Here is a 15,155-nt window from a genome sequence, read left to right as displayed (position 1 = left end):
TCCGATCAGAATCCGCGTTGCGCGACGTAGTCGTCACGGACCTCGCCGTGGTAGGCGGGAACAGTGATGTCCCACCAGCCGGTCGGGTGCATCTCGGTCCACGGCAACTCGTGGGCGCTCATCGCCTCGATGATCACCGGGCCCGGCGTCGCGAAGGCGCGCTCGATCGCGTCGGCCAGCTTCTCCGGATCCTCGACGCGCTCGGCGCTGCAGCCGAGCGACTGGGCGAACCGGGTGATGTCGGCGAAATACGGTGTCCCGTCGAGGTTCTTCCACCCGGAGATGATTTCGCGTTCCTCACCGAACAGGCTGATCTGGAGGTCCTTGATTGCCTCCCAGCCGCCGTTGTTGAGCACGACGATCACCAGCGGCACTCCGAGCATCGCGGCGGTCGCGATCTCGGTGCCGGTCTGGAGGAAGCTGCCGTCGCCGACCATCGCCAGGACCGGGGTGTCCGGGGCACCGATCTGCGCGCCGATCGCGGCGGGCACACCGAATCCGATACCGGAGAAGCCGCCGGCCACGATGTTGGTCTTCGGGCCGTAGATCGGGAACTCGTTGAACGCCTGGTTCGCGGGGTTGGACGAGTCGGTGACCAGAATGCCGTCGCGCGGAAGGGCCTTGCGGATCTCGACCATCGCACGCGAGTTGGTCATCGGCAGGTAGTCGGTGGTCCGCATCGGCCGCAGGTGCTCGTCCCACTGCGCCTTGAGGTCCTGCAGTTCGGCGAAGTACTCGGTGCTGCGGTAGTCGCGTCCGGGGCCGAGGTCGGCGAGTGCATCCTGCAGGCTCTGCAGGGAGGTTTTCGCGTCACCTACGACGCCGACCTCGACCGGGTAGTTGCGGCCGATCTCGAAGCCGTCGATGTCGATCTGCACGAGCTTGGTGTCAGGGATGTCGAATGTGACGCCGGGACGGTACGACGACGTGATGCGGTCGCTGAACCGGCAGCCGACCGCGAGGATCACGTCGGCTGTGCGGGTCACGCCGTTGCCGGGGATCGAACCCATGTCGCCGCACGGCCACGCGTAGAGGTCGTGGTCGGCGGGGAACGCGCCCTTGCCCTGGAACGAGTGCGTCACCGGCGCTCCGAGGTGCTCGGCGACGGCCATCAGTTCGGCGGCGGCCTCGGCGTGGATGACGCCGCCGCCGGCCACGATGACGGGACGTTTCGCGCCGGCGAGCAGGCGGGCGGCCTCGGCGATCACGGCCGGGTCACCGGTTGCGCGGGTGGCGGGCCTGCGGGCACCGGTGTCGGGGGTGTAGTCGCCGTACTCGGCCTGCAGGTCCTGCGGGATGTCGACGAGCACGGGTCCGCGCCTGCCCTCGTGCATGGTGTTGAACGCCTGGGCGAGCGCCACCGGCAGCTGTTCGAGGCGGCTGGGCTGCCACCAGCGCTTGACCACCGGTTCGACCATGCGGGGAAAGTTGTTTCCGTGCGGGCGGTCGATCTCCTGGAGCACCCCGCGGTTCTCCATGTAGGTGTGCACGGCGCCGGTGATCAGGAGCATCGGCATCGAGTCGGCGAAGGCGGTCGCGAGTCCGGTGAGGGTGTTGGTTGCGCCCGGTCCGATGGAGGTACAGATCGCGGCGATTTTGCCGGAGGCCCGGTAGTAGCCGTCGGCCATGTGGGCGGCGCCCTGTTCGTGCATGGCGGGCACCAGTTCGATCTCGTCGGCGCGGTCGACGAACGCGTCGAGGAGAGCGGTGTTGCCGTGTCCGGGGATCGCGAAGACCTTCTCGACTCCCTCGCGGATGAGGAAGTCGACGACCATCTGTCCGCCGGTGAGTTTCTGTGTTGTCATCGAAGAGGCTTTCTGGGTGTGGTGGGGGCGAAGCGTCACAGGGACGCGGATTGGGCCGGGGTGTCGCGGGAACTGGTCTTGCCGATTCGGTCGGCGATGCTCTCGGCGACGCGGAAGGCGTTGGCCGCGATGGACAGGGCAGGGTTCATCACGGGCAGGGACGGGAAGAAGGACGAGTCGACGACGTACAGGTTGTCGACGTCGTGGGCGCGGCAGTCGGCGTCGAGCACGGAGGTCGCGGGGTCGGTTCCCGCCCGCACGGTGCCGGCCTGGTGGGAATTGACCTCGATGCCGGTGCCCTGGCTGAAGACGAACGGATAGCCGATCTTCCGGAGGATCTTCCGCACCTCGCGGACGAGGACCTCGTGAGCGCGAGTGTTGTTGGGGGTCCAGGCGATCTGGATGTTCCCCTCCTCGGTCAGGGTGACGCGGTTGTGCGGATCGGGCAGGTCCTCGGTGAACAGCCACCAGTCCATGCTGCGGGCGGTGGCCTGGCTCAGCGCCCACTTGGGGATCAGCGGTCGTTGGCCCTTGATCATCTCACCCTGCAACTTGCCGATGAGTTGCACGTGCCCCAGCGGGTAGGGGTGGTCTTCGGTGCCGTGAGTGTAGAAATCGTTGATGTACAACGTCTTCTGGAACTCGGATGTGTTCTTCTTCAGTGGGTTGATGCCGACCATGATGGAGTTGTTGTGCACCATGTAGTTTCGTCCGACCATGCCGGAGGAGTTGGCGAGACCGTCCGGGTGCGCGGCGTTCGCCGACCGGAGCAGCAGTGCCGCCGAGTTGACGGCCCCACAGGACACCACCACGGTGCGGGCGTCGACGACGACTTCGGTACCGCGGTGCCGAAGTCGTACGCCGGTGGCCTGTTTCCCGCTCTCGTCGGTGAGCACGCGCTCGGCGTACGCGTTGGTCAGCAGTTCCACCGAGCCGGACGCGACGGCCGGCCGGACACAACGCACATCCGCGTCCGACTTCGCCAGCAACCGGCAGGGGAATCCGTCGCAGGTCTGACATCGGATGCAGCCGCCGCCGTCCCGCAGGTCGATGCCCAGTGGGATGTTCGACGGCGTGTACCCGAGACGCCGCAGTGCATCGGCTGCCTCCTGCACCGGTGGCTCGTGTCCGATCGCCGGGTAGGGAAACGGCTCGTCGCGGGGAAGGGTCGGGTCGTCGGTGTGATCGCCGTGGACCCGGTACACCTCTTCTGCCCGTGCGTAATACGGAGCGAAGTCGTCGTACGAGAACGGCCACTCTGGAGATTCGCCGGCCTCGTGTTGCGTCGACTGGAAGTCTTCACGCCGGAACCGCACCAGCGACGAGCCGTACAGCTTCGTGTTCCCGCCGACGTAGTAGTACGTGCCGGGGCTGAACGGTCTGCCCTCGGTGTCGTACCACTGCTCGGCGTTCGCGTACCGGTGTCCCTCGAAGACCTCCTGCGGGTCCCAGTTCTGCTTTTCCTGCGGCAGGAAGTCGCCGCGCTCGATCAGAAGCACATCGACTCCCGAGTCCGCGAGCGCATAGGCGAGCGTTCCGCCGCCCATTCCGCTGCCGACGATGATGACGTCGTAGCTGTGTTTGCTCGGGCCTGTGGGCTCCCCCACGGATGCGTCTCTCATGGGTCCTGCTCCTCGGTCGTAGAAAGTGGTGTCACGGTCCTGCCGGGCGAGTCGGTGCGAACCGGCAGCCGGTGAATTGGTTATACGTATAACTGAAGGTTAGCGGCAGTGTGGTGGATGTCAACCCCACGCGAGCAACTCATCCCGGCGGGGATGAGCTGCCCGCGACCGTCAGGGCATGAGCGGTCGGGTGAGGTTCTCCGGCCGGAGTACGTCGTCGAGTTGCTCTCGGCTGAGCAGACCCCGCTCGAGTACGAGCGCGGCGACGGTGCGCCCGGTGGCGAGGGCGTCGGCCGCGATCGCGGTGGCGGCGGTGTACCCGATGTGCGGGTTGAGGGCGGTGACCACGCCGATCGACGCGTCCACCATGCTCTTCAGGTGGTCGATGTTCGCGCCGATGCCGACCACGCAGCGCTGCTGCAGGACGGTGCATCCGCGGGTGAGCAGTTCGATCGTCTCGAACAGGCTGTGCGCGATGACGGGCTCGAAAGCATTGAGCTGAAGCTGCCCACCCTCGGCCGCCATCGTCACGGTCAGGTCGTTGCCGACCACCCGGTAGGCGATCTGGTTCACCACCTCCGGGATCACCGGGTTCACCTTCCCCGGCATGATCGACGACCCCGCCTGCACGGGCGGCAGCGTGATCTCACCGAAGCCGGCGCGCGGCCCCGACGACAGGAGCCGAAGGTCGTTGCAGATCTTGGACAGCTTCACCGCGGTGCGCTTGAGCACTCCGGACAGCTGGACGAACGCCCCGACGTCCTGGGTGGCTTCGATCAGGTCGGACGCCGTCGTCACCTCGATCCCGGTGATCGCGGCAAGATGCTCGCGAACCCGCCACGCGTACTCGTGGTGCGCGTTGAGACCGGTCCCGATCGCGGTTCCGCCCAGATTGATCTCGGAGATGAGCGTCGCCGCCTCGCCGAGCCGCTGAGAATCCTCGTCGATCATGAGAGCGAACGTCGCGATCTCCTGGCCGAGGGTCATCGGGACCGCATCCTGCAATTGGGTGCGGCCGACCTTGAGGACGTCGGAGAATTCCGTCGACTTCACCGCGAACGCCGCCGCCAAGTCCTGCATGGCCGCCCGCAGCCTGGTCAGGGCGGTTTGCAGGCCGGCCTTGATCGCGGTGGGGTAGACGTCGTTCGTGCTCTGGCTCAGGTTCACGTGCTCGAGCGGATGGAGATACTCGTAGTGGCCGCGCCGGTGGCCGAGCAATTCCAGCGCCCGGTTGGCCACCACCTCGTTGGCGTTCATGTTCGTCGACGTGCCGGCACCGCCCTGGATGACGTCCACGACGAACTGGTCGCGCAGCGCGCCGGCCCGGATCTCCTCGCACGCCGCGACGATGGCGTCCGCCTCGGGCCGCGGCAGCAGGCCGAGGCCGGCGTTGGTCTGCGCCGCCGCCTGCTTGACGGCCGCCAGCGCCGACACGAGGTCGGGATGGCTGGCCAGCGGGATGCCGGTGATCGGGAAGTTCTCCGTCGCCCGCAGGGTGTGGATGCCGTAGTAGGCGTCGTCGGGGACCTCGCGGTCGCCGAGGAGGTCGTGTTCGATGCGGGTCATCGTTCGGACGTCACGCGGGTCGGGAGGTCGCCCCACGGGAGCGGGGCGTTGCCGAACTTGGCGGCGCGGAGGTCTCCGGAGCGGGCGTGTCCCTCGAACTTCTCCAGGCGCGACAGGCGGCCGCAGACCTCGCCGAGCTTGGCGCTGCTGCCGAGGTCGCGCACCTCCTGGTAGGTGAGCGTCTTGAGGAACTTGCCCACCCACAGACCGCCCGTGTAGCGGGCCGCACCGAGCGTCGGGAGGACGTGGTTGGTGCCGATCAGCTTGTCGCCGTAGGGAACACACGTGCCTTCGCCGAGGAACAGGGCGCCGTAGTTCCGCATGGAGGTCAGGGCCTGACGGGGGTCTTCGGTGAGGATCTGGACGTGCTCGGACGCGAAGACGTCGGCGAGCCGGTATGCCTCGTCGAGGGTGTCCACCACGTGGATCTGACCGTGATCACGCCACGCGGGACCGGCGATGGCGTTGGTCACCAGGCCGGGGAGCAGGGCCTCGATGTGGTCGATCACCGCTCGTCCCACGGACTCCGACGTGGTGATCAGCACGCACGGCGAATCGGGGCCGTGCTCGGCCTGGCTCAGCAGATCGACGGTGACGGTGAACGGGTCGGCCAGGTGGTCGGCGACGATGAGCGTTTCGGTCGGTCCGGCGAAGAGGTCGATCCCGACCTCGCCGAACAGCTGGCGCTTCGCCTCTGCGACGTAGGCGTTGCCGGGGCCGGTGAGGATGGACACCGGGTCGATGGTTTCGGTGCCCAGCGCGAGTGCGGCGACGGCTTGTACTCCGCCGAGGACGAAGATCTCGTCGGCGCCGGCGAGGTGCATCGCTGCGACGCTGATCTGCGGCGGCTCGCCTGCATTCGGGGGCGTCGTCGCGGCGACGCGGTCGACACCCGCGACCTTCGCGGTGAGCACCGTCATGTGCGCGGACGCGGTCAGTGGGTAGCGCCCGCCGGGGACGTAGGCGGCCGCCGCGTCGATCGGGACGTTGCGGTGCCCGAGGAACACGCCCGGCAGGGTCTCGACCTCGAGGTCCTGGATGGAGTCCCGCTGCGCCTGGGCGAAGTCGCGAATCTGGCGCTGGGCGAATCGCAGATCGTCGAGGACGGTCTCGGGAACGGACTTCACGATGTCCGCGACGCGGTCCTCGCTCAGCCGGAACGATTCGGGGGACCAGCCGTCGAACTTCTCGGAGTACTTCCGGACGGCCTCGTCGCCGTTCGCGCGGACATCGGCGATGACGGCGGCGACGGTGTCGACCACGGCGGGGTTGCTCGCCCGCTGCGCTGGTTCACCGACGGCGGCCTTGAGAACGAATGACATGGGATGCTTCCTTCGGATGAGCGAGGGGCTGGATCTGTTGTCACTCAGCATCGGGGTGCCACCCGTGTTTCCGACAGTTGCATTGTGGGAACTGTTTACGTCGGTTCATGCACGTTCTGTGTACCATTGAGCATGGTCTTCACCGTCGCCGACGCTCTCGACATCGATCTCCTGAAGGATGCGGGAGCCCGTGTCCTGACCGGATCGGGCAGCCTCGATCGTGAGGTCCGCTGGGTGCATTCGTCGGAGATCTCGGATATCGCCCGCTTCCTCCGGGGTGGAGAATTACTCCTGACCGCCGGGCTCGGAATGGGCAGGACGGACGCTCTTCAGCGGGTGTTCGTGCGCGCAGCCGCCCATGCCGGGGCCGCCGCTCTCGTCATCGAGGAGTCGGGACGGATGTTCGACCGCGTACCGGATGCCGTAGTCGCCGAAGGGCAGGCCTGCGACCTGCCGATCATCGCCCTCGCCCGCGAGGTGTCGTTCGCCGGTGTCTCGTCGCAGGTGCACGAGATCCTGACCGACAAGCGCCTGCAGGCGCTCACGCACGAGAGGGAAGTCGAGTCCACGTTCTCGAATCTTCTCCTGGACGGCGCCGACTACCTCTCGATCGTGCAGACGCTGGCCGAACTCACCGACGGCACGGTGGTGCTCGAGAACATCGCGCATCGTGTGATGGCGTACGTCGGCGAGTTCGACGAGGAGGCAGGCATCGAGGACTGGGACCGGCACGCGCGGGGCCTCCACAGCGACGACAGCGGATGCGTCCGCAGGCCGGTCCTGATGCGCGGTCAGCCGTGGGGCTGGATTCACGTCTTCACCGACCGGCCCGCGACCGAACGGTCCACCGCCGCCTTCGCGACCGAGCGTGCCGCCGCGTCCGTCGCGATCTCGTTGCTGACGGACCGGAGCCGGGAAGCGAGGGACGATCAGCGGAGCACGGCACTGATCACGCGACTGCTGATCGGCGATCTCTCCGGGGCCGAATTCGTCGACCAGGCAGGCAGACTCGGATACCAGCTGGGGTCGGGGCAGATCGTCGTCGTCATCGCGAACAAGGACGCCCGAGACGAGTCGTCCGGTCCGCGCGCCGGCCGTCAGATCGACACGGGTGCGATCAGCGCCGACATGGGCGACTACGTCGTCGCCGTGGCGGCGGAGTCCGGCCGGACCCGCGCCGAACTCGCGGGCCTGCTCGGGAAAATGGAGCACGGCGGTGGCATGAGCCGCGCGGTGCCCGCATCGATGCTGCCGGTCGCGGTCACGCAGGCGAAGAGTGCCGCCGCGGTGTCGCGCTCCCTGCCTGCCTCGCCCGTGCTGCATTTCGACGACCTCGGCGTCGAACGCCTGCTCGTGACATTGGCGCAGGGTCCCGAGCTCGCCAGCTTCGTCGAGGACGAGCTCGGCCCACTGCTCACGAAGGACGCGCAGTCCACGACCCCGCTGTTGCCGACGCTGCGAGCATTCCTTTCCGTCGACGGCCGCAAGACCGAAGCGGCGGAGAAACTCTTCATCCAGCGCCGGACCTTGTACAACCGGCTCGACCGCATCGCCGCGATCCTGGGCAGATCCCTGGATGACGCCGCCACCCGCCAAAGCCTGCTGCTCGCGGCGAAGGGACTGGATCTGCTCGAGGGGTCGTCGGTCGTGGCTCGGCGGAGCGGGCGACCATGATTCGGAGTGGGCGACCATGACGCGGCCGACGCCGGCTTCTCATTCTGTGCAGTCTGCGCGCAGGAGGTACACGCTCTGTACCTGTTGTGCGGCGCGTCACCTTCGTAATGTTTTCTTCGAGATTCCGGCCATCCAGTCGGCGTTGATCGAAAGTTCACGCACTCGCTACTCGCTGAACGGATGCCTACCCCCGTAGGCATCCGCGGCGGTCCGAGACCTACCGCAAGGACGAAATCATGGCAACACATGGAGCAGGCACCGCTCCCGTGCTCGACCATACACGCGTGCGAAAGGCGCGAATCGCAACATTCTTCGGCTTCTTCCAGCTCGGCGCCGTGATGTTGATGTGGTCGACGAGCACCACCTCGTTGCGTAGTCACCTCGGATGGGAAGGCGACGGCGGCGACTCCCAGTTCGGCCTCCTCGCGCTGTCGATCGGCATCGGCGCAGCCGTCGGCTGCTTCGCCATCGGCCCCTTCATCGATCGGTACGGCCCGAGAAACACGGCCATGCCCACGATGGTCGTCTACCCCCTCTGTTACATCCCCCTCGCCTTCCTCGACGGCCTGGTCGGAGCGATGGTGATCGGCGTGCTCATCGGACTGCTCCGCGGTGCCTTCGACACGGCGTTCAACACCCACGGTGTGCAGGTCGAGCGGTACTACGGGCGACCCATCATGTCCGCGTTCCACGCCGCCTACCCGGCGGGTGGCTTCGTTCTCGGCCTCGTCGGCAGCGCCCTGGCCCGGCACTTCACCGACAGTCCGGCCGTCGCCTACATCTCGATCGGCGTGGTCCTGTCGGTCCTCGGTGTCGTCTTCGGCAAGTGGCTTCTCTCCCTCGACGAGTTGCTGCCTCCGGAGCAGGACGAGATTCCAGGCGCCGCCGATCCCGCGCACCCGGGGAAGCGGTCGGCCACCACGGCGACGCTGCTCGTGATGATCGGATTCGGTGTGCTCCTGCTCGGATCGATGTTGAGCGAGGGCGCGGTCCTGGATTGGGGCCAGGAATTCGTTCGCCGCGCGGTCGGCACCACGGCAGGCCTGGCGGCGACGGCTGTCACGCTCTACTCGGGGGCTCAGTTCGTCGGCCGGTTGTTCGGCGACAAGCTGGCCGAGTACTTCGGTGCTCGACTCATCGTCGGCGCGAGCGGTGTCATCGGTGCCGCCGGTGCGCTTCTCGCGATGCTGGGCGGCTCGGCGCCACTCGCGCTCACCGGCTTCGTGCTGCTGGGGCTCGGCCTGGCGTGCATGGCGCCGCTCATGCTGTCGGCGGCCGGGCGACGCGATCCCGAGAACGCGGGACGGAACATCGGTCTGGTCAACGCAATCGGCTACGTGGGCATGCTGGTCGGGCCGGCCGCGATCACCGTCGTCGTCGACAACCTCGGTATCGAGTGGATGCCGCTTCTGCCGGCCATCCTTCTCGCGCTGATCGCGATCGGCGGTCCCGCGCTGATGCGCCTGGTGCCGCGCTACCACAAGCCGGCGTCGGAGACGAGCAGGCACGAGGTCGCGACCGGCTAGGTCGTTCGGCCCGTCCGGTCTTGCGGTCCGGCACCTTTCGAGGTGTCGGACCGCCTTTCGTGTCGGTGCCTGGTGATACGATTAACCATTCCCGACCCGAATGAGGAGACAGCTGTGCCTACCGAGAGTCCGACGTTGAAGCACGGTGAACGTGGCTGGAAAACAGCAACTTTCGTCATCTTCGTCGGAACGGGGATCACCTATGCGTCCTGGGTGACCCGCACCCCGGCCATTCGCTCGTCCCTCGGAGTCGGCACGGGCGACATGGGTCTGATCATTCTCGGATTGTCGATCGGATCGATGGCGGGACTGCTGCTCGCCGGTCCCGTCGTCGCCCGGATCGGTGCCCGTCACGTCATCACGGCCGCGGCCACCGTCGCGAGCCTCGGCCTGTTCACGGTGGGGCTCGGTTCGGGTGTCGCGATCGCGGCCCTGGTCGGTCTGGGACTCGCTTTCACCGGTGCGGGATTCGGCATGTGCGAGGTGGCCCTCAACGTCGAGGGCGCAGCGATCGAGAAGCGCATGGGACGCAGCTTTCTGCCGTCGCTGCACGGTGCGTTCAGTCTCGGAACGCTCGCAGGCGCCGGCCTCGGGGCGATCGCCGAACTGTTCGACGTTCCGGTGCCGGTGCATCTCGGGGTGCTGGCCGTCGTGGTCCTCGTGTCGAGCGTGAGCGTCGTGGCGCTACTGCCTCCGGCTACCGGAAGAGAGGTCGGGCGCACGCGCCGTCGATCCGGCACGTCCGGCGGTCCGACCGTCTGGCGGGACAGCCGGATCGTTCTCCTCGGCCTGATCGCGCTCGGCATGGCATTCGCCGAAGGTAGTGCCAACGACTGGCTGCCACTGGGAATCGTCGACGGGTACGGCGTCGGATCGGCCACCGGCGCAACGTTCTACGTCGTGTTCGTGGCCGCGATGACATCGGGCCGCCTGCTCGGCGGGCGCGTCGTCGACCGGTACGGCCGCGCTGCGACCGTCCGCTGGTCCGCGGCGCTCGCGGTGGCGGGGGTCCTGATCGTGATCCTGGCGGGGAACCTGGTACTCGCCGCGCTCGGCTGTGCGTTGTGGGGTGTCGGTGTCGCTCTCGGATTTCCGCTCGCACTGTCCGCGGCGGCCGACTCGGGGGCCGACGCCGCGCGACGCGTCAGCGCGGTGTCGACGCTCGGGTACATGGCATTTCTGGTCGGTCCGCCGCTCCTCGGGCTGCTCGGGGAACAGTTCGGACTCCTGCAGGCCTTCTACGTCGTTCTCGCCGGCGCCGTCCTCGCCGGGCTCGTGGCGAGCAAGGCCGGGGAAACCCGTGAGACCGAGGAGTCTCCGCTCGCCCGCGTGAGGTGAGAGCGGCTCGAGGTGAGCACGCAATCGCCCGGCCTCTGAGAACGAGGCCGGGCGAACCGTGATCGGATCACATCACACTGCGGCAGAAGCGATCTCCGGCGCCACGCGCAGCGCGTTGGCCGCGATGGTCAACGCGGGATTGAGCGCCGCCGACGACGGGAAGAACGAGCCGTCCACGACCCACAGATTGTCGACGTCGTGACTGCGACAGTGGGGGTCGAGGACACTCGCCGCCGGATCGGTACCCGCGACCGCGGTTCCGCACATGTGCGAGTTCGTCGCGATCCCCATCCGCTCGGTGAGGATGATCGGATACCCCGCCTTGCGGACCGCCGCGGAGACGCGGCGAACCAGTTCACTGTGCGGTGCCGTGTTGTTGGGCGTCCAGTCGACGATGATCCGGTCGCCGTCGATCCGGACCCGGTTGTTCCGCGTCGGCAGATCCTCGGTGGTGAGGTAGATGTCGAGGCTGCGATCCACCACCGCCTTCAGCGCCCACGTCGGAGCCCAGGGCCGCGCCCCCTTCACGTGCGCGGCCTGCAGTTTGCCGAGCATCTGCAGATTGCCGAGCGGGTACTCGTTGTTCGGGCCCGCGACGTACCAGTCGTTGATTCCCAGCGTCTTCTGCCACGCAGTCGTGTTCGTGCGGAAGGGGTTGACGCCCATGAAGAACGTGCTGTTGTGCACCATGTAGTTCCGGCCCAGCAGCCCTGACGAGTTGCCGAGGCCGTCCGGATTCCGTTCGTCGGCCGATCGGAGCAGCAGTGCCGCGGTGTTGACCGCCCCTGCCGAGACCACGAACTGGTTGGCCGTGATCCGGATCGTGCGACCACGGAACTCGGCCTCCGCGGCGACGATTCGCGTGCCCTTCACATCGGTGAGCAGACGCGTCACCTTCGCTTCGGTGAGCAGACGCACCCGCTCCGACTCGAGAGCGGGCCGCAGCGCGCGGTTCTCCGCCTCACTCTTGTGATCGGTCTGCGACGGGGTGCCGTCCGACGCCGTCGACTGCCTGCGATGCTCCTGCGTGGTCAGGTTCATGCCGTTCGGTGTGTGGAACGGGTGCAGTCCCTGTTGACGAAGCGAGGACGCGAAACGCTCGATCGTCGGCTCGTGCGGCAACGGCGGCAACGGGTACGGAGACGACCGCGGCGGTTCCGTCGGATCCTCGCCGTCGATACCGTGCACCTGGTAGAGGCGCTCCGCCGCGGCGTAGAACGGTTCGAGATCGGCGTAGCCGAACGGCCACTTCGGTGAGATGCCGTCGTAGTGCTGCGTCTCCTCGAAATCCGTGACGCGGAAGCGGGGGAGGCTGCCGCCGTAGAACTTGGTGTTACCGCCCACCCAGTAGTACACGCCGGGCTGGAACGGTTCACCGTTGCTGCCGTCGAACCACGGTTCCGCGGTCTTGTACCGGCCTTCGAGGAACATTTCCGCGGCCTGCGAGTTCTCCACCTCGCGGGGGAGGAACCGCCCGCGCTCGACGACCAGGACGTCGACGTCCCGATCGCGGAGCGCCCACGCCAGCGTCGAACCACCCATCCCGGATCCGACGACCACGACATCGGCGGTGACCGTGTCGGAGTCGCCCACATCGACCACCGCGCCTTCGCGCAGCGGTGAATACGCGTCGATCTGATCGTGTCCGGACGTTCTCACAGGTGCTGTTCCTTGGCTCGGGTCGCCCAGTACTCGTCCTGACGCTCGTCCTCGATGTACGCGGGAACGGGGAAGTCCCACCAACCGGGAACCCACGGTCCCGCCGCATCACGATCGGTCGGGATTTCGATCAGCGCAGGCGCTTTCGAGTCGAAGGCCTTCCGGTAGGTGCTCTCGAGGTCGGCCGGGTCGTCCACCCGGAACGATTCGAGGCCGAACGACTGGCCGAGTGCCTTGAAGTCGGGGCTGTACGGGGTGCCGTCGGGGCGATTGAACTCGGTGCCGATGTGCCGGCTGGTCTGCTTGCGCTGCCCACCGCGGATGGACATGAAGCCCGCGTTGTCCTGGACCACGAAGAGCACCGGAATGTCGTGCTGCACGCAGACACCGATCTCCTGCGATGTCATGAGGAAGTCGCCGTCACCGAGCACGCACGCCACCTGCCGGTCAGGGGCGGCGAGCTTGGCGCCGATCGCGGCAGGCACGGCCCAGCCCATGGACGAGAATCCGCCGGACGTCAGGTGGGTGCGCGGGTGATACACCGGGAACGTCTGCTTCACGGCGCCCTGGGTGTTGCCGGAGCCGGCGACGATGATGCCGTCCCGTTCCATCACCGACCGCAGACCGCCGAGGGGGCGCTGGGAGGTGAACGGGAACCGGTCGGAATCGCGCCGGCCTGCGAGCTTGGTCTCCCACTCGGCCTTCAGCTGCTCGAGTTCGGCGAGGTATTCGGACCGGTCGGCGCTGCTGCGGGGGAGGGAGGCGACGATCGCGGCGACGGTCGGCTTGGCGTCGGCGACTATGCCGACCTCGGCCGGGTAGTTCTTGCCGATCTCGTGCGGATCGATGTCGATGTGGATGAGCTTGGCGGGCGGAATCGAGAACGTGACTCCCTGCGCGTAGCTGGAGGAAGACCAGTCGGTGAACCGGCATCCGATGGAGATCACCACGTCGGCGCGGGACGCGACGGCGTTGCCCACGATCGTTCCTGTCTGGCCGACGCTGCCCGCGAACAGGGCGTGGTCCTCGGGGAACGCGCTCTTGCCGTTCCACGTGGTGACCACGGGGATCTGCCACGCCTCGGCGAGGGCGAGCACCTCGTCGGCCGAGTCGGACGTGATGGCGCCGCCGCCGACGACGATCACCGGCCGGCGTGAGTCACGGAGCACGTCGACGGCCTTGTCGATCGCCAACGGGTCGGGCTGCTGGAGCCCGACCGGCAGCCGCCGTGCGAGGTCGTGAAGGGAGACGTCGGCGGCCTCGGCCTGCACGTCCATCGGCACCTCGATGTGCGCGGGCCCCGGGCGACCGGTCAGCATGGTGCTGAACGCACGGTGCATGATGAACGGCAGTTCCTCCACGCGGGTGGCGACCCAGCTGCGCTTCGACACTGCGTCGGTGACCTGCGGAAAGCCGTTGTCGGTGTGCCGCTCGAGTTCCTGGAGCAGACCACGCCCGCGCATGTGAGTGGGCGGCCCGCCGGTGATGCACAGCAGACTCGTCGAGTCGCTGTACGCGGTCGCGAGACCGAGCACGGTGTTCGCCGCGCCGGCCCCGATCGACGCCACCGCGGCCATCGGCTTCCCGGACACCCGGTAGTACCCGTCCGCGAGGTGCGTGGCGCTCTGCTCGTGGTAGACCTGGATGAACGGGATCTCGGACCCCTTCTCCAGGAACGCATCGGTGAGCGACCAGATCCCGTGGCCGGGAATTCCGGTGACGTACTCGACGCCGTACTGCTTCAGGACCTGGGCGACCACCTGCCCGCCGGTCAATTTCGCCATGATCGTTTCTCCTTGCTGTGTGAGTTCGCTACGCGGGCGGCGTAGCGCAGTCCCTGCTTGGTCAGTCGGCGCACGTTCGGCTCCGACAGGTCTGCCGGCGTGTGGCCGATCGAGTGGTAGAAGACCCGGCCGGCGCCCCACTGGCGCACCCACGCCACCGGGCTGCGCAGGCCCTCCAGCCAGGGCAGGTGCTCGCCGCTGAACTCGGTCTCCGCGAGCACCCGGTTGTTCGGGTCGACGTGCATGTAGTACTGCTCGGACGCCACCGCGAAGTCCTCGACACCGGCGGTCACCTCGTGCTCGCGGTCGGTGATGCTCACCTTGTACGGCTGCGGGAAGGCCTCTCCCGCAGGATGTTCGACGAAGTCGCCGCCGAGGAGGAAGTGGTACTTCAGGCTCGCCCGGAACGCGGCGGCGGCGCCGTGCCACGCCGCGACCCCGGTTCCGGTCGCGACGGCGTCGAGCAGGTTCTTCTCCTGCGAATCGCTCAGGTCTTCGGTGGTGAGCGCGTTGTTCCAGCCGAGCACGATCAGGTCGTATCCGGTCAGGTCACGGTCGAGGGTGAAGATGTCCTGCGACTCCTCGACCTGGTAGTTCAGCTCGGAAAACAGTTCGCGTGCCCATGCGGCGATGTCGTACGGATGGTGGCCGGGCCAGCCGCCGTACAGGTAGAGGACCTTGGTCATGAGTGCTCCCAGGGATGGTGAAACCGGAAATGGTGAAACGATTAACTTATGGTGGTGAATCGTATCACCGGCTGGAGAGCTGTCAATGGCTGATGCCGAGGGGAACGTGGGGAGCGTCCGGACGCGGACTAGGATCGGGCTTTGCCAATTGTGCGCTCCGGTGCGCAACGGCC

At 67.4% G+C, this 15,155-nt stretch carries 10 protein-coding genes; 3 read left to right on the top strand and 7 right to left on the bottom strand.

Going from position 1 to position 15,155, the window contains the following annotated elements; genetic code table 11:
• Nucleotides 1-5 precede the first annotated feature (5 nt).
• The 4 genes from OYT95_RS14160 to hisD form a co-directional block, all read right to left on the bottom strand.
• Nucleotides 6-1,805: a thiamine pyrophosphate-binding protein gene (locus OYT95_RS14160; RefSeq protein ID WP_037241997.1), complete on the bottom strand. Its 1,800-nt coding sequence runs from the start codon at nucleotides 1,803-1,805 to the stop codon at nucleotides 6-8.
• A gap of 35 nt (nucleotides 1,806-1,840) precedes the next feature.
• Nucleotides 1,841-3,427: a GMC oxidoreductase gene (locus tag OYT95_RS14155; protein ID WP_268791761.1), complete on the bottom strand. Its 1,587-nt coding sequence runs from the start codon at nucleotides 3,425-3,427 to the stop codon at nucleotides 1,841-1,843.
• Nucleotides 3,428-3,598: 171 nt separating this feature from the next.
• A complete protein-coding gene (locus OYT95_RS14150; protein ID WP_268791760.1) occupies nucleotides 3,599-4,993 on the bottom strand; it encodes an aspartate ammonia-lyase in 1,395 nt (464 codons plus the stop codon).
• The gene (gene hisD, locus OYT95_RS14145; RefSeq protein ID WP_268791759.1) at nucleotides 4,990-6,315 is read right to left on the bottom strand and encodes a histidinol dehydrogenase; all 1,326 of its coding nucleotides are present in this window, start codon (nucleotides 6,313-6,315) and stop codon (nucleotides 4,990-4,992) included. Before hisD ends, OYT95_RS14150 begins: the two co-directional genes overlap by 4 nt.
• Before the next feature lie 132 nt (nucleotides 6,316-6,447).
• Here hisD and OYT95_RS14140 point away from each other — a divergent pair, with 132 nt between their 5' ends.
• The 3 genes from OYT95_RS14140 (at nucleotide 6,448) to OYT95_RS14130 (ending at nucleotide 10,853) form a co-directional block, all read left to right on the top strand.
• Complete coding sequence (locus OYT95_RS14140) at nucleotides 6,448-7,989, top strand: PucR family transcriptional regulator (protein WP_268791758.1); 1,542 nt, start codon at nucleotides 6,448-6,450, stop codon at nucleotides 7,987-7,989.
• Nucleotides 7,990-8,225: 236 nt separating this feature from the next.
• The gene (locus OYT95_RS14135; RefSeq protein ID WP_112301941.1) at nucleotides 8,226-9,515 is read left to right on the top strand and encodes an MFS transporter; all 1,290 of its coding nucleotides are present in this window, start codon (nucleotides 8,226-8,228) and stop codon (nucleotides 9,513-9,515) included.
• Nucleotides 9,516-9,629: 114 nt separating this feature from the next.
• The gene (locus tag OYT95_RS14130; protein ID WP_268791757.1) at nucleotides 9,630-10,853 is read left to right on the top strand and encodes an MFS transporter; all 1,224 of its coding nucleotides are present in this window, start codon (nucleotides 9,630-9,632) and stop codon (nucleotides 10,851-10,853) included.
• Nucleotides 10,854-10,925: 72 nt separating this feature from the next.
• On the opposite strand, the gene OYT95_RS14125 is transcribed toward OYT95_RS14130, so the two are convergent.
• From OYT95_RS14125 to OYT95_RS14115, 3 genes are read right to left on the bottom strand one after another with little or no spacing between them, the layout of a single operon-like run.
• Complete coding sequence (locus OYT95_RS14125) at nucleotides 10,926-12,512, bottom strand: GMC oxidoreductase (RefSeq protein WP_268791756.1); 1,587 nt, start codon at nucleotides 12,510-12,512, stop codon at nucleotides 10,926-10,928.
• Nucleotides 12,509-14,296, bottom strand: coding sequence for a thiamine pyrophosphate-binding protein (locus OYT95_RS14120; RefSeq protein WP_268791755.1), 1,788 nt, complete (start codon nucleotides 14,294-14,296; stop codon nucleotides 12,509-12,511). The genes OYT95_RS14125 and OYT95_RS14120 overlap by 4 nt, the downstream gene beginning before the upstream one ends.
• A complete protein-coding gene (locus OYT95_RS14115; RefSeq protein ID WP_268791754.1) occupies nucleotides 14,284-14,982 on the bottom strand; it encodes a ThuA domain-containing protein in 699 nt (232 codons plus the stop codon). The genes OYT95_RS14120 and OYT95_RS14115 overlap by 13 nt, the downstream gene beginning before the upstream one ends.
• Nucleotides 14,983-15,155: the final 173 nt, after the last annotated feature.

Source organism: Rhodococcus sp. JS3073, from assembly GCF_026810085.1.
In the GTDB taxonomy this organism is placed as follows: domain Bacteria; phylum Actinomycetota; class Actinomycetes; order Mycobacteriales; family Mycobacteriaceae; genus Rhodococcus_F; species Rhodococcus_F wratislaviensis.
This window is presented reverse-complemented; position numbering and strand designations above follow the sequence as displayed.

Coding starts and splice junctions, on each gene's coding strand:
- hisD (WP_268791759.1), bottom strand. CDS start 6,315: ATGTCATTCGTTCTCAAGGCCGCCGTCGGTGAACCAGCGCAGCGGGCG.
- OYT95_RS14115 (WP_268791754.1), bottom strand. CDS start 14,982: ATGACCAAGGTCCTCTACCTGTACGGCGGCTGGCCCGGCCACCATCCG.
- OYT95_RS14150 (WP_268791760.1), bottom strand. CDS start 4,993: ATGACCCGCATCGAACACGACCTCCTCGGCGACCGCGAGGTCCCCGAC.
- OYT95_RS14140 (WP_268791758.1), top strand. CDS start 6,448: ATGGTCTTCACCGTCGCCGACGCTCTCGACATCGATCTCCTGAAGGAT.
- OYT95_RS14135 (WP_112301941.1), top strand. CDS start 8,226: ATGGCAACACATGGAGCAGGCACCGCTCCCGTGCTCGACCATACACGC.
- OYT95_RS14120 (WP_268791755.1), bottom strand. CDS start 14,296: ATGGCGAAATTGACCGGCGGGCAGGTGGTCGCCCAGGTCCTGAAGCAG.
- OYT95_RS14155 (WP_268791761.1), bottom strand. CDS start 3,427: ATGAGAGACGCATCCGTGGGGGAGCCCACAGGCCCGAGCAAACACAGC.
- OYT95_RS14160 (WP_037241997.1), bottom strand. CDS start 1,805: ATGACAACACAGAAACTCACCGGCGGACAGATGGTCGTCGACTTCCTC.